15 protein-coding genes are annotated in these 11,667 nt (G+C 66.0%); 6 read left to right on the forward strand and 9 right to left on the reverse strand.

All coding sequences use genetic code 11. The features are described 5' to 3' along the window. Nucleotides 1-26: 26 nt before the first annotated feature. Both couO and QNM97_RS24770 read right to left on the reverse strand, forming a co-directional pair. On the reverse strand, nucleotides 27-920 hold the full coding sequence (gene couO, locus QNM97_RS24765) for a 4-hydroxyphenyl-beta-ketoacyl-CoA hydrolase (protein ID WP_283820755.1): 894 nt from the start codon (nucleotides 918-920) through the stop codon (nucleotides 27-29). After that, nucleotides 917-1,834: an SDR family oxidoreductase gene (locus QNM97_RS24770; RefSeq protein ID WP_283820756.1), complete on the reverse strand. Its 918-nt coding sequence runs from the start codon at nucleotides 1,832-1,834 to the stop codon at nucleotides 917-919. Before QNM97_RS24770 ends, couO begins: the two co-directional genes overlap by 4 nt. Before the next feature lie 101 nt (nucleotides 1,835-1,935). Between QNM97_RS24770 and QNM97_RS24775 the strand changes: the two genes are divergently transcribed. Then, nucleotides 1,936-2,397 (forward strand): MarR family winged helix-turn-helix transcriptional regulator, encoded by a 462-nt coding sequence (locus QNM97_RS24775; protein ID WP_172398949.1) that lies wholly within the window; start codon nucleotides 1,936-1,938, stop codon nucleotides 2,395-2,397. Here the strand turns inward: QNM97_RS24775 and QNM97_RS24780 are convergent. The 3 genes from QNM97_RS24780 to QNM97_RS24790 form a co-directional block, all read right to left on the reverse strand. Beyond that, nucleotides 2,359-3,897, reverse strand: coding sequence for an acyl-CoA synthetase (locus QNM97_RS24780; RefSeq protein WP_283820757.1), 1,539 nt, complete (start codon nucleotides 3,895-3,897; stop codon nucleotides 2,359-2,361). The genes QNM97_RS24775 and QNM97_RS24780 overlap by 39 nt on opposite strands. Nucleotides 3,898-3,978: 81 nt before the next feature. Next, the gene (locus QNM97_RS24785; protein ID WP_283820758.1) at nucleotides 3,979-4,755 is read right to left on the reverse strand and encodes a crotonase/enoyl-CoA hydratase family protein; all 777 of its coding nucleotides are present in this window, start codon (nucleotides 4,753-4,755) and stop codon (nucleotides 3,979-3,981) included. A 37-nt stretch (nucleotides 4,756-4,792) separates the two neighbouring features. Then, the gene (locus tag QNM97_RS24790; RefSeq protein ID WP_283820759.1) at nucleotides 4,793-5,506 is read right to left on the reverse strand and encodes a hypothetical protein; all 714 of its coding nucleotides are present in this window, start codon (nucleotides 5,504-5,506) and stop codon (nucleotides 4,793-4,795) included. A gap of 155 nt (nucleotides 5,507-5,661) precedes the next feature. On the opposite strand from QNM97_RS24790, the gene QNM97_RS24795 reads away from it, so the two are divergent. Together QNM97_RS24795 and QNM97_RS24800 are read left to right on the forward strand one after the other, a co-directional pair. After that, the gene (locus QNM97_RS24795) at nucleotides 5,662-6,183 is read left to right on the forward strand and encodes a TetR/AcrR family transcriptional regulator (RefSeq protein WP_283820760.1); all 522 of its coding nucleotides are present in this window, start codon (nucleotides 5,662-5,664) and stop codon (nucleotides 6,181-6,183) included. 115 nt (nucleotides 6,184-6,298) lie between these two features. Beyond that, nucleotides 6,299-6,619: a hypothetical protein gene (locus tag QNM97_RS24800; protein ID WP_283820761.1), complete on the forward strand. Its 321-nt coding sequence runs from the start codon at nucleotides 6,299-6,301 to the stop codon at nucleotides 6,617-6,619. Nucleotides 6,620-6,794: 175 nt separating this feature from the next. Here QNM97_RS24800 and QNM97_RS24805 read toward each other — a convergent pair whose 3' ends face one another. From QNM97_RS24805 to QNM97_RS24815, 3 genes are all read right to left on the reverse strand, one after another. Further along, nucleotides 6,795-7,616 carry an alpha/beta fold hydrolase gene (locus QNM97_RS24805; protein ID WP_283820762.1) on the reverse strand — a complete coding sequence of 274 codons (822 nt, stop codon included), beginning with the start codon at nucleotides 7,614-7,616 and terminating at the stop codon, nucleotides 6,795-6,797. 122 nt (nucleotides 7,617-7,738) lie between these two features. Continuing rightward, a complete protein-coding gene (locus tag QNM97_RS24810; protein WP_283820763.1) occupies nucleotides 7,739-8,905 on the reverse strand; it encodes an acetyl-CoA C-acyltransferase in 1,167 nt (388 codons plus the stop codon). Between the two features lie 24 nt (nucleotides 8,906-8,929). Beyond that, on the reverse strand, nucleotides 8,930-9,637 hold the full coding sequence (locus tag QNM97_RS24815) for an SDR family oxidoreductase (protein ID WP_283820764.1): 708 nt from the start codon (nucleotides 9,635-9,637) through the stop codon (nucleotides 8,930-8,932). Nucleotides 9,638-9,729: 92 nt separating this feature from the next. Between QNM97_RS24815 and QNM97_RS24820 the strand changes: the two genes are divergently transcribed. The 3 genes from QNM97_RS24820 to QNM97_RS24830 all read left to right on the forward strand — a co-directional run bounded on the left by QNM97_RS24820 (nucleotide 9,730) and on the right by QNM97_RS24830 (nucleotide 10,835). Then, complete coding sequence (locus QNM97_RS24820) at nucleotides 9,730-10,176, forward strand: winged helix-turn-helix transcriptional regulator (protein WP_283820765.1); 447 nt, start codon at nucleotides 9,730-9,732, stop codon at nucleotides 10,174-10,176. Between the two features lie 5 nt (nucleotides 10,177-10,181). After that, the gene (locus tag QNM97_RS24825) at nucleotides 10,182-10,328 is read left to right on the forward strand and encodes a hypothetical protein (RefSeq protein WP_283820766.1); all 147 of its coding nucleotides are present in this window, start codon (nucleotides 10,182-10,184) and stop codon (nucleotides 10,326-10,328) included. A 66-nt stretch (nucleotides 10,329-10,394) separates the two neighbouring features. After that, a complete protein-coding gene (locus QNM97_RS24830; RefSeq protein WP_283820767.1) occupies nucleotides 10,395-10,835 on the forward strand; it encodes a hypothetical protein in 441 nt (146 codons plus the stop codon). Here the strand turns inward: QNM97_RS24830 and QNM97_RS24835 are convergent. Then, the gene (locus QNM97_RS24835; protein WP_283820768.1) at nucleotides 10,832-11,662 is read right to left on the reverse strand and encodes an SDR family oxidoreductase; all 831 of its coding nucleotides are present in this window, start codon (nucleotides 11,660-11,662) and stop codon (nucleotides 10,832-10,834) included. The two genes, QNM97_RS24830 and QNM97_RS24835, sit on opposite strands and share 4 nt — an antisense overlap. Between the last annotated feature and the right edge of the window lie 5 nt (nucleotides 11,663-11,667).

The following is an 11,667-nucleotide window of genomic DNA, read 5'->3' on the forward strand; positions in this document are numbered from 1 at the left end:
GTACGAGTCCTTCTCTGGGTGGGGTTTCAGTGTTTGACGCCGAGGACGGTGAGTGCGTTGTCCTTGAAGATCAACGGCAGCACCTCGGGCTTCATGTCGAGGGTGGCGAAGTCCTTGCGCCATCGGTCGACCTGAATGACCGGAAAGTCCGATCCGAACAGGACCTTGTGGCGGAGCATCGAATTGGCGGCCTTGACCAACTGGGGCGGGAAGTACTTGGGCGACCAGCCGGACAGATCGATGTAGACGTTGGCCTTGTGCGTGGCGATCGAGATCTGGGCGTCGACCCACGGCACCGCCGGGTGTGCCATCACGATGGTGAGGTCGGGAAAGTCGGCGGCGACATCGTCGAGCAACATCGGATCGGAGTAGCGCAACTTGATGCCGTGTCCGCCGGGTAATCCGGCGCCGATTCCGGTCTGCCCGGTGTGGAACAGTGCGGGCACGCCGGCTTCGGTGATGGCCTCGTAGACCGGGTAGTATCGGCGGTCGTTGGGTTCGAAACCCTGCATGCTCGGATGGAACTTGAAGCCCCGCACGCCGAATTCGTCGACGAGCCGGTGCACGCGCTTGACCGCCGCCTTACCCTGTAGCGGGTCGACGGAACCGAAGGGGATCAGGACGTCGTTGAATTCCGCTGCGCGCTCGGCGATCTCCTCCACCGAGTTCGGCGAGTGGCCCGACGCCGAGTGCGCGTCGACGGTGAACACCACGGCCGCCATGTTGCGTTGCCGGTAGTGCTCGGCGATGGATTCGATTCCCGGCGTGCGCTTTTCGCCGGAGCGGAAATACTTCTCGGATGCGGCCATCAACTCGTCGTCGAGCGAACGATGCCCGCAGCCGTCGATCTCGACGTGGGTGTGGATGTCGATGGCGTCGATGGTGTCGAAGTCGACCGCGCACTCGTAGCGGGTGCTCATTTCGCGGCCGCCAGCACCTCGTCGGGGAACTCCTCGCCGACCGTCTCGAGTTGGTTGGCGAAGGCGCCCGGCCAGACCGTCGCAACGTCCTCGGCGCTGAAACCGCCGTCGTGATAAGCGGTTTCGGACAATTCCGGGTGCGTCCACAGGGCGAGACGGTCACCACCGATGGAGATGGCCTGACCGGTGATGTCGGCAGCGGCATCGGAGGCGAGGAACGCGATGAGCCCGGCAACGTCCTCGGGCGTGCCCATCCCGACCTCGCGACGGATGACGTCGGGGAGGGAGCCGGTCCGCTCGGCCTCGTCGATGAACGGCTTGAAGATCGGGATGGTGGCGGTCATCGCGGTCACGGCGACCGGGCAGACGGCGTTCGCGGTGATCCCGGCCTTCTCCAGTTCCATCGCCCAGGTGCGGACCATGCCGACGATGCCGGCCTTGGCGGCGGAGTAGTTGGTCTGCCCGAAGTTGCCGCGCTGCCCGGCGGGCGAGCCGATGCAGATGATACGGCCGCCGTCGCCCTGCTCGCGCAATCGCAGCACGGCCTCGCGCACGCACGTGAAGGTGCCCTTGAGGTGCACGTTGATGACGGCGTCGAAATCTTCGTCGGTCATCTTCCAGAGCACCTTGTCGCGCAGGATGCCGGCGTTGGTGACCATGACGTCGAGGCGTCCGAAGGTGTCCACGGCACCGGCGACCAGCGCCTGCGCGGTCTCCGTCGATCCGACGGGTGCGACCACTGCCACGGCGCGGCCGCCATCGGCGGTGATCGCGGCGACGGCGGCCTGCGCGGTCTCCTCCGAGACGTCGTTGACGACGACAGCCGCTCCGCGGCGGGCGAGTTCGCGGGCGTAGGCCAGACCGAGCCCTTGCCCACTGCCGGTGACGACGGCGACTTTTCCGTTCAGATCCATGGTTGCCTCCTCAGGCTCGGGTTATGTATTCGATTAGAACGCTAACCATTGAGAAAGTCAATGATTGTGGAAGTGGTAACGTGCTCGCGATGGGAGGGCCCATGACATCCCGGCGAATGCTCGACGACGATCTCGGCTTCTTGATGGCTCGCGCCAGCGTGGTGCTGAGCAAGGAGACCAATCGCGCCATCGCGCCCCTGGGGCTGAAGGTGCGTGGGTACAGCGCGCTCGCGGCCGTCTGCGACGAACCCGACGGCATCACCCAGCGTCGTCTGGCCACCGTGGTAGGTCTCGACCCCAGTCAGATCGTCGCCCTCGTCGACGATCTCGAGGACCGGAAGCTGGTGCAGCGCACCACCGACATCAACGACCGGCGCAACAAGCTCATCGTCGCGACCGAGGCCGGGGCGGAGCTGTGCGACCAGGCGCGCAGGCGCAGTGCCGCTGTGACGGCCGAGTACGTGGCCGGCACCGATGCGGGGGATGTGGCGGCTGCACGGGAACTGTTGCGTCGCATCGCCTTCTCAGGCGTGGACGGGCGCGGCCGAGAACATCGACCGTAGCCGGTCCTTGCGGATCTTGCCGGTGGCGTTGCGCGGGATCTCCTCGAGCAGCACCATCGACTTCGGGATCTTGTACCGCGCCAACCGTTCACCGAGGAACGCCGCGAGCTGCTCGTACGTCAGTGCCGCGCCGTCGTCCAGGGTGATGGCCGCACAACCGACCTCGCCCCACTTGTCGTCGGGGACCCCGAACACCCCGCACGCCACCACTCCGGGCATCGAGAGGATGACGGCCTCGACCTCGGCCGGGTAGATGTTCTCGCCGCCGGAGATGATCATGTCCTTGAGACGATCGACGATGGTGATGTAGCCCTCGTCGTCGCGGACGCCGACGTCGCCGGAACGGAACCAGCCGTCGTCGGTGAATGCCGCGGCGGTCGCGTCGGGGCGATTCCAATAGCCGGCCATGACGTTGGAGCCCTGGATCTGGATCTCGCCGCGCTCCCCGGGTGCGGTTTCGTCCCCGTCGGGACGGACGACCCGAACATCGGTGAAAAAGTGTGGGACACCGGCACTTCCGAGCTTGTGGGCAGTGTGCGACGGGGTCAGGACCAGCGCACCGGGCCCGGTCTCGGTCAGCCCGTAGCCCTGGCACAGTGCGATGCCGCGTTCGGTATAGGTATGCAGAGTGCGCGGCGGAACCGGTGCCGCAGCGACGATCCAGCGACGGACGGAGCTCAGATCCGCCGACGCCCAGTCCGGGTGGGAGCTCATGGCGTCGAGCATGGTGGGTACCCCGAAGCCGTAGGTCACGTTGCGCTCGGCGATGACCCGCAGCACCCGGCCCGGCTCGAAGCCTTCCTCGATCACCACGGTGCCGCCCTTCAGAAGGATGGGCAGCGAGATGAAATTCAATGCGGCCGTGTGGAACAACGGTGCCACCACCAGCGCGACCTCGTCGCTGCGCAGGTCGAGGTCGAGGATCGGGTTGAGGACCGCGAAGGTCACTGTCCCGTGGTTCAGGACAACACCTTTCGGGTTCCCGGTGGTTCCCGAGGTGTACATGATGAAGCACGGGTCGTCGTGGGTGACGGCCAGATCGATGCGGTCGGTGGATGCGGCGGCGATGCTGATCTCGTAGCCGACGGCGTCCGGGTCGGGATCGCCGTCGACGACCATGCGGGTGGTCACGCCGGCCTCGGCCGCAGCCGCGATCGCCACGTCCGCCAATGCCGCGGAGTGGATCAGCACCGTGGCACCGGAATCGGTCAGGGCGTAGGCGACCTCGGGAGTGGTCAGCCGGGCGTTGAGCGGCACCAGGATGGCGCCGAGCAAGCCGGCCGCGAAGAGCGCCTCGAGATACGCGGGATGGTTGGCGCTGAGCAGCGCGACGCGGTCGCCACGTCCGACGCCGAGGTCGGCGAGAGCGTGGGCGAGCCGCGTGGTGCGCTCGTCGAGTTCGGGGTAGGTGATCGCCTGGTCACGGAAGACGATGGCCTCGGTGTCCGGCGACTGCCGTGAGGCCCGTAGCGGCCACGTGCCCACGCCCTGATTGCGCATCGTGTACTCCTCGATCGCCCGATGTAATCGAGATCACGATAGAACGCAATCGTTGAGAATGTCAATGGTTACCAGGTGTTGTCAGCGGGAGCGCCACTTCTCCACCCGCTCGGTGTGCTCGGGTGAGAGATGGGCCAGGGGTTGCATCGCCGCGGCCATGCTGAGGACCGATTCCAAAGGGCTGGTTCGTGATTCCTGCAGCAGGCGCTTGGCCATCCGCAGCGCCTCGGCCGGGTTCTTGGTGATGCGTTCGGCGAGCGTACGGGCCTCGCCGAGGAGATCGTCGGGGCCGACCACGCGGCTCACCATGCCCCACTCGGCCGCCGTCGCGGCATCCACGCGGTCGCCGGTGAACGTCATCTCCGCGGCCCGCTCATATCCGACTGCGCGCGGCAGGAACCATGTTCCCCCGTCGCCCGGGATCAGCCCGACCTGCACGAAGCTCTCCGCGAAGGACGCGCGCTCGGAGGCGATCCGGATGTCGCACATCATCGCCAGGTCGCAGCCCGCGCCGACGGCCGCACCGTTGACCGCGGCGATGATCGGCACCTCGAGGCGAGCCAGGGCCCGCGGCAGACGCTGGATGCCTGCCACGTAGGCGCGTCGCTGCGCTCGCTCGTCGACGCCGAACATGCCCGTCCGGTCGGCCATCTCCTTGACGTTGCCGCCCGCGGAGAAGATCTTGCCCGCGCCGGTCAGGATGATCGCCCTGATCTCCAGGTCGGCGTTGGCGGCGTCGACCGCCGCCTCGAAGGCCTCGACGAACTCCACGTCGGTGATCGCGTTGCCGACCTCGGGCTTGTTGATCGTCCAGATCTGGGTCGCCCCGGTGGTGGCGATGTCCAGAGGTGAATGCATGTGGGAGACCTTTCGCGACGGTGAGAACGGCGCCGGGTCAGGCGTGACCCAGCGCGTTCCACCGTAATCGCAGGTCGGCGACGGAGGAATCGACGATGCGGCGCATCGGATGGGTGATCGTCGCCATGCGGTGCGCGGGGGCGGTGCGAACCGGTCTGCGCGCGGTCCGGTCGGTGGGTAGCGGCACCCTGGTGACGGCGGTGGCGGCGAGCATCGCCGCACCCCACGCGCCCAGGAACGTCGGATGGTCGGCGACCAGATCGGCGGTACCCATCTGCGCCGACCACCGCACACAACGGGAGATCGCGGCGCACTCGGAGACCACCGACACGCTCGTGGTCGCACCGACCGCGCGGCCCGCGGCACGTCGGAGCATCCCGATCTGCTCGGCCGACCAGTGCGGAGGATGGGCGATCGTCACCGACACCACGTGCCCGTGGTCGGAGCGCTCGGTGGCATCGATCGCCACATGCAGTGCTGCGGTGACCAATTGATGCGGAGCACGGCCGCGACCCGACGCGGTGCGCACCGCGGTCAGGTCGGCGATGCGGGTCAGGAAGTGGCCATAGACGTCGTCGGGGTTGTCGGCGGGACGCGACCACCTCGGTGCCGCGGTCGCCGGCCAGTACAACCGCGCCGGATGCGACGAGAGGTGCGGCGGACCGGGATGCGAGCCGGCAACCGAGGCCGCCGTCCCGGTGACGACGACCACCTGGTCGTCGGTCAGGTGGATTCCCATGATCAGTCGCATGAACAGAGCATGTGACCTGGGTCTAACCGATTCCTGACATCCGGTTGTCGAGTTGCTGAGAGTCGGCGAGCGTGTTCGCCGAAGTATCCTCTTCGGTAGTCAGTCACTCAGAGGGAGTCATGGAATCACCTGTTCGGCAGCGTATGACACGAGCGATGGTCTCACTGTTGTCCCGACAGGGTTACGCCGAAACCTCGTTGGTGGACGTCCTCGCGACCGCAGACGCACCACGCGGTTCGATCTACCACTACTTTCGCGGGGGCAAGGACGAACTCGTGAGTGCTGCGATCACTCTGACGCTCGACGCCGCGCTGGAGAATCTGGAAGGTATGCGCGGGCTCGAGTTGCCTGAGTTTCTGGCGAGGTTTGCGGCGAGTTGGCGAGGCATCCTGGAACGAACCGAGTGCACGGGCGCGTGCGCGATCATGGCGGTCTCCGTGGGAGCCGACAAGCCTGAACTGAAAGCGCTTGCGGCCAAAGCTTTTGCGGAATGGGAAGACAGGCTTGCCGACATCCTCCACTCTGCGGGGATCGATGCCGAGGACCGCGCGCGCGATGTTGCTCGGTATCTGCTGTCGGCCTACGAGGGAGCAGTACTGCTCGGACGGGCGCAGCACTCCCTGGCTGTCTTCGATGGGGTGGACGAGATCATTCGCAGTTCTGTGGCCGCCCGCTGACCCCGAGGGGTTGTGGGCGGGCGATGATTGGGGCTTGCGCATTATGACGCGCGTCATATGATGGGCGTCATAACCTCGCCCTGGGGTTGATCCATCTGAGAGGACGCGCGTCACCATGCCGATGATCGATGTATACGCAGAGTCAGGAACGTTTTCCGATCCGCACCGCCTGGCCACCGAACTGGCGGCCACGGTGATGGAGATCGAAGAAGTTCCGAACATTCCGATGTTTCGGAAGAACACGGCCGCATTCGTGCACGACCTGCCCGCTGGTGGGTTGTCGAACGTGGACGGGGGCAGCAACTACGTGCGGGTACAGGTGCTGACCAATACCGGAGCGCTCGACCGCGACAAGCAACTCGCCGTGGTCGAACGTCTGACCGGCATCATCCCGGCTGCGATGATTCACTCAAGGAACGCACCTGGGTGCTGCTGACGGAGGCGCCAGAAGGTGGGTGGGGGCTCTGGGGTCACGCGCACACGAACGCCGAATTGGTCACTGCTGCACGGGCGGAGATCGCGAAGCTGCAGTCCGGCAGTTGATCGGCTCGTCGAACCAGCTCGACGGTGTGTGGATCGCCGAGCTGGTTCGACAACGGTAACGGGCCGCTCTACTGTGCGATGAAGTCGAGGATGTCCTTGTCGAGCTCCTTCTGGAATGCGCCGTGGATTCCATGTGGCGCATCCGGATACACCTTCAGCGTCCCGTTCTTGACAAGGCCGACCGCCTTTTTCGAGGCTGCGTCGATGGGCACGATCTGATCGTCGTCGCCGTACGCGAGGAACACCGGTACCTCCAGAGCTCTGAGGTCCTCGGTCTGGTCGGTCTCGGAGAACGCGGTGATGCAGTCGTACGCCGCGGCGCCGTTCATTTCCATGCCCTCACGCCAGAATTCGTCGTAGAGGCCCTGCGATGCGTCCGACCCGTCGCGATTGCCACCGAAGAACGGGACCGCCAACTCCTTGAAGAACTGTGAGCGGTCGCCGAGCACTCCTTCGCGGAGTCCGTCGAACACCTCGATCGGCGCTCCCTCCGGGTTGTCTTCGGTCTTGAGCATGAGCGGTGGTACCGCGCCCACGGTGACAACCTTTGCCACGCGGCCGTTTCCGTACCGGGCGGCGTAGCGGACGACTTCTCCGCCTCCGGTGGAATGGCCGACGACGATGACGTCGTGGAGGTCGAGCGCCTCGACGAGTTCGCTCAAATCCTTGGCGTAGTGGTCCATGTCGTTTTCGGTGTAGGTCTTGCCGGACCTGCCGTGTCCCCGACGATCGTGTGCAATCGCGCGGTAGCCGGCGTCGGCGAACACCTTGAGTTCGAGAGCCCAGGCGTCGGAGTTGAGCGGCCAGCCATGGCTGAAGATGATCGGCTGTCCGGATCCTTGCTCTGTGTAGTAGATGTCGACGCCGTCGGTGGTGGTGATATAGGGCATTTCGGTGATCCGTTCAGTTGAGGGTTCGGGGTTTTGTGTCGCGGTGAGTGATGGCGGGAGCTGTTGCCGGCGTGAGGATCACATGGTGGGTGCCCTCGGGACGGCACCGATCCGGTCGCACGTCAGAGGCGTTCGATGATGGTCGCGTTCGCCTGTCCACCTGCCTCGCACATGACCTGGAGCCCGTATCGGCCGCCGGTCCGTTCGAGAGCGTTGAGCAGAGTTGTCATCAGGCGCGCACCGGACGCCCCGAGGGGATGTCCGATGGCCGTGGCGCCGCCGTCGACGTTGACCTTGTCGAGGGGTACGCCGAGTTCTTTGTGCCAGGCGAGAACCACCGACGCGAAGGCTTCGTTGACCTCGAACAGGTCGATGTCATCGGCGGTGAGTCCCGCGCGGTCGAGCACCTTGCGGGTCGCGGGGATGATGCCGGTGAGCATGAGTACCGGGTCGTCGCCGGTGACCGCAAACGAGTGGACGCGGGCGCGTGGGGCCAAACCGAGTCGAGACGCCGTGCTCTCGCTCGCAACGAGTATGGCGGCCGAACCGTCGTTGACCGGTGAGCTGTTGCCCGCCGTCACCTTCCACTCCAGCTGCGGGTAACGCCGGACCCAGTAGTCGCTCTTGAAGGCAAGTCGCAGCCCCGCGAGCGTCTCCACGGTGGTGTCCGGGCGGATCGTCTCGTCGATGGTGAGGCCGTTGACGATCGCCACCTGCGAGTCGAAGTGACCGTCCTTCCATGCCGCGGCGGCACGCCGGTGCGACTCCGCGGCGAACTCGTCGAGCTCACGGCGCGAGAGGTTCCACTTGTCGGCGATCAGTTCCGCGCTGATGCCCTGCGGCACCAATCCGTTGCGGTACCGGGCCGTCACCGAGGGGCCGGCAAAGTCCTTCCCGATGGACTGCGACCCGATGGGAACGTGACTCATCGACTCGATGCCGGACGCGATCACCAGGTCGTATGCCCCGGCCATCACGCCCTGCGCGGCGAAGTGGAGTGCCTGCTGACTCGACCCGCACTGGCGGTCCACCGTCACGCCGGGCACCGACTCCGGAAAGCCGGCACCCAACAACGCCCAGCGAGCGGTGTCACCCGATTGCTCGCCGACCTGTCCGACGGCGCCACTGATGACGTCGTCCACCTGCGCCGGGTCGATGCCAGTGCGATCGATCAGGGCCCGTAGCACGTGGGAGTGCAGGTCGACCGGGTGTATCTGCGCGTAGGCGCCGTTCGGCTTTCCCTTGGCAACGGGTGTGCGGACCGCGTCGACGATCACTGCGTTGGTCATGGTGTTCCTCCTGGTGGTGGACCGTCAGGCGTGTTCGCCCAGCTGTGGGTAGAGATCGGTGAGGGGCCCGGAGAGGGCGGCCCGGATGGTGCGGCTGGCCGAGTCGGCAAGGACTTCGTGCTGACCCGTTCCCACCGCGTCCCAGATCGCCGCGACAACGTCGGCCGGATCGTTCTTCTCGACGTCGAGCCCGGCGACGAGTGGTGTGTCCGTAAAGCCCAGGTGTGCGCCGACGACCTGCGTGCCCTGTGGGGCCAGTTCGAGGCGTAGCGAGTTGGTGATCGACCAGAGTGCGGCCTTGGAGGCGGAGTAGCCTCCCGAGACTGCGAGCCAGCTCAGTGCCGACGCAACGTCGACGATCGATCCGCCACCGTTGCGGGCAAGCGTCGGCGCAAATGCTTTCGCAACCCTCAGTGCCCCGAAAACGTTGGTGGCAAAGACGTCTTCGACCTCCACAACAGTCGTCGACATCAGTGACTGTGCACCGCCCACTCCCGCGTTGTTCACCAGGATCGAGACGTCGAGCGCATCTGCGGCCGCGGCCTCGACGGACCCCGGGTCCGTGACATCCAGCGTCAACGGAACGATTCGATCATCGCTCCACGCTCGCGGATTTCGTGCTGAGGCGTACACCTTGCTCGCCCCGCGTGCGATCGCCTGTGAGACGAATTCTGTGCCGAGACCACCGTTGGCCCCCGTGACCAATACGACGGCGCCATCCAACTGCGTCATGGTTTCTCCTTTGTGAGACCGAAGCAATACTGGGTCGATAAGTTGAACCTAGCATGCAGGGTTCATATTCCCGACTCAGGTAACCTGGAGTCATGCTCGGAATCCTCGGCGGGGAAGACCGCTGTCCCATCGCACGCTCGCTCGATGTGCTCGGCGAGAAATGGACGCTCATGATCGTTCGTGACGCTCTTGCGGGCACGACGAGGTTCTCCGAATTCCAGGCGTCCCTGGGGGTTCCCCGTGACGTGCTCGCGAGTCGGCTCGACACCCTCGTCGACGGGGGAGTGCTGGTCCGGCGGCCCTACAAGCCCGATACCGGTCGAACGCGCGACGAATACATACTCACCGAAGCCGGGCAAGAACTGTCCCTGGTCCTGCTGGCACTGGGCGACTGGGCCAATCGCAATCGGCCATCCTCCGAGTCGCCGACCCTGGAGTTCGTCGAGTCCGGCACCGGGCGACGTCTTCGCCCTGCAGCGGTTGTTGGCGACCGTGTTGTCCCCACCGCCGACATCGCGGTCCGCCCCCGCGACCGGTGAAGACCATGGCCGACACCCTCTTCGCCGACATCTCCGAATGGCAGCCCGTGCTCGATGACTCCTACCCGTACCGGTGGCTGTCCATCCGGTCCAACGACGGGACCTATCGGGACCGCCACTTCCAGCAGAACTGGACGATCGCCCGTTCCTAGCTGGACTCCGGTCGACTGCGCGGGCTGATCGTGTACTGCGTCTACCGATCCAACTGGCGAGACGTGATGACCACGCACATCGAGATGCAAGGCGAGAACCGCCCCGACGTGGTGTCGATGGTCGACGTGGAATCGTGGGGCGGCCAGATCAGTTCCGACAACAGCGATTCCATCAACCGCCTGGTGTGGGGACTCGGTGACTGGCGCGGACCGCACATCGACGGACGACCCCGCCGCGTCATCGGCTACCTCAACCCCAATGACGCACGCATCTGGCGGGTGCGGCCACCGATCGGCTTCGTCATCCCGTCCTACGGTGCCCTTCCGAGATTCCCGGCCGGCACCGACGATCTGCGACGACAGATGATCGCCCACCAGTACACCAACGGCGACGGTTACGGGCACGGTCTGCCGGAGGGTTACGGAACGGTGCGATGCGACATGAATGCCGCCAACGGGCGTGACCCCGAACAACTTCGGATCGCCACCGGTATCGGGGTGCCCTAGTCGCCCAGCGCCTTGGCTTCGTACTCGGCCCGCGTCGCCGAATTGCGCACCGCATCAACCTGGTTGGGCACCATCCGGCGCATCAACAGATCTCGGATCGCCTGCGGGAGCAGCCCTGCCGCCCGCACCGCGGGACCCACGAAGGATGGCAGGGTCACCTCGAAGCGCGGCTTCTCGATCGCCGCGACGACGGCGGCGGCGACGTCGACCGGCTGCAGCATGGCTGCCGAACCGGTCGCGGTGCCCGCAGCGAGTTGGGTGTCGACGACGGTCGGCATGACCGCGGTCAGGAGTATCCCGGAGCCGCGGAGTTCCTCACGGACTGCGGTCAGGTAGCCGAGCACGCCGTGCTTGCTCGCGGCATACGTCGCCTCGCCAGGAGGGGCGAGTTTGGAAGCGGCAGAAGCGATCGTGACGATGTGACCGTGTCCGCGGTGGCGCATCCGCGGCGCGGTGAGTCGGACCCCGCGGATCACGCCGTGCAGGTTGACCGCCAGCATCGCGTCGGCTGCCGCATCGGTCTCGGCGTCGAAGGGGCCGACCCACATGACCCCGGCGTTGTTCACCAGGACGTCGATCGGTCCGACGGACGACTCGACCGCATTGAGAAAGGCCTCGAAGGACTCGGTGCTGGTGACATCGAGCGCGAAAGCATGTGCCTCGCCCGGGATCTCACTCGCCGTGACACGCGCACCGTCAAGGTCGCGATCGCCGATGGCCACCCGTGCCCCGGCGTCGGCGAGGTGCCGGGCGATCTCGCGTCCGATGCCCGCTGCGCCGCCGGTGATGGCGATGACCTTGCCCGCTATCGGTGTGCCCTTGCTCATGACCG

It is taken from the genome of Gordonia sp. L191 (assembly GCF_030077625.1).
Taxonomy (GTDB): Bacteria; Actinomycetota; Actinomycetes; order Mycobacteriales; family Mycobacteriaceae; genus Gordonia; species Gordonia polyisoprenivorans_A.

Coding starts and splice junctions, on each gene's coding strand:
- QNM97_RS24805 (WP_283820762.1), bottom strand. CDS start 7,616: ATGCCCTATATCACCACCACCGACGGCGTCGACATCTACTACACAGAG.
- QNM97_RS24790 (WP_283820759.1), bottom strand. CDS start 5,506: ATGCGACTGATCATGGGAATCCACCTGACCGACGACCAGGTGGTCGTC.
- QNM97_RS24780 (WP_283820757.1), bottom strand. CDS start 3,897: ATGCGCAATCAGGGCGTGGGCACGTGGCCGCTACGGGCCTCACGGCAG.
- QNM97_RS24830 (WP_283820767.1), top strand. CDS start 10,395: ATGACCACGCACATCGAGATGCAAGGCGAGAACCGCCCCGACGTGGTG.
- couO (WP_283820755.1), bottom strand. CDS start 920: ATGAGCACCCGCTACGAGTGCGCGGTCGACTTCGACACCATCGACGCC.
- QNM97_RS24775 (WP_172398949.1), top strand. CDS start 1,936: ATGACATCCCGGCGAATGCTCGACGACGATCTCGGCTTCTTGATGGCT.
- QNM97_RS24770 (WP_283820756.1), bottom strand. CDS start 1,834: ATGGATCTGAACGGAAAAGTCGCCGTCGTCACCGGCAGTGGGCAAGGG.
- QNM97_RS24795 (WP_283820760.1), top strand. CDS start 5,662: ATGGTCTCACTGTTGTCCCGACAGGGTTACGCCGAAACCTCGTTGGTG.
- QNM97_RS24835 (WP_283820768.1), bottom strand. CDS start 11,662: ATGAGCAAGGGCACACCGATAGCGGGCAAGGTCATCGCCATCACCGGC.
- QNM97_RS24800 (WP_283820761.1), top strand. CDS start 6,299: ATGCCGATGATCGATGTATACGCAGAGTCAGGAACGTTTTCCGATCCG.
- QNM97_RS24815 (WP_283820764.1), bottom strand. CDS start 9,637: ATGACGCAGTTGGATGGCGCCGTCGTATTGGTCACGGGGGCCAACGGT.
- QNM97_RS24825 (WP_283820766.1), top strand. CDS start 10,182: ATGGCCGACACCCTCTTCGCCGACATCTCCGAATGGCAGCCCGTGCTC.
- QNM97_RS24785 (WP_283820758.1), bottom strand. CDS start 4,755: ATGCATTCACCTCTGGACATCGCCACCACCGGGGCGACCCAGATCTGG.
- QNM97_RS24810 (WP_283820763.1), bottom strand. CDS start 8,905: ATGACCAACGCAGTGATCGTCGACGCGGTCCGCACACCCGTTGCCAAG.
- QNM97_RS24820 (WP_283820765.1), top strand. CDS start 9,730: ATGCTCGGAATCCTCGGCGGGGAAGACCGCTGTCCCATCGCACGCTCG.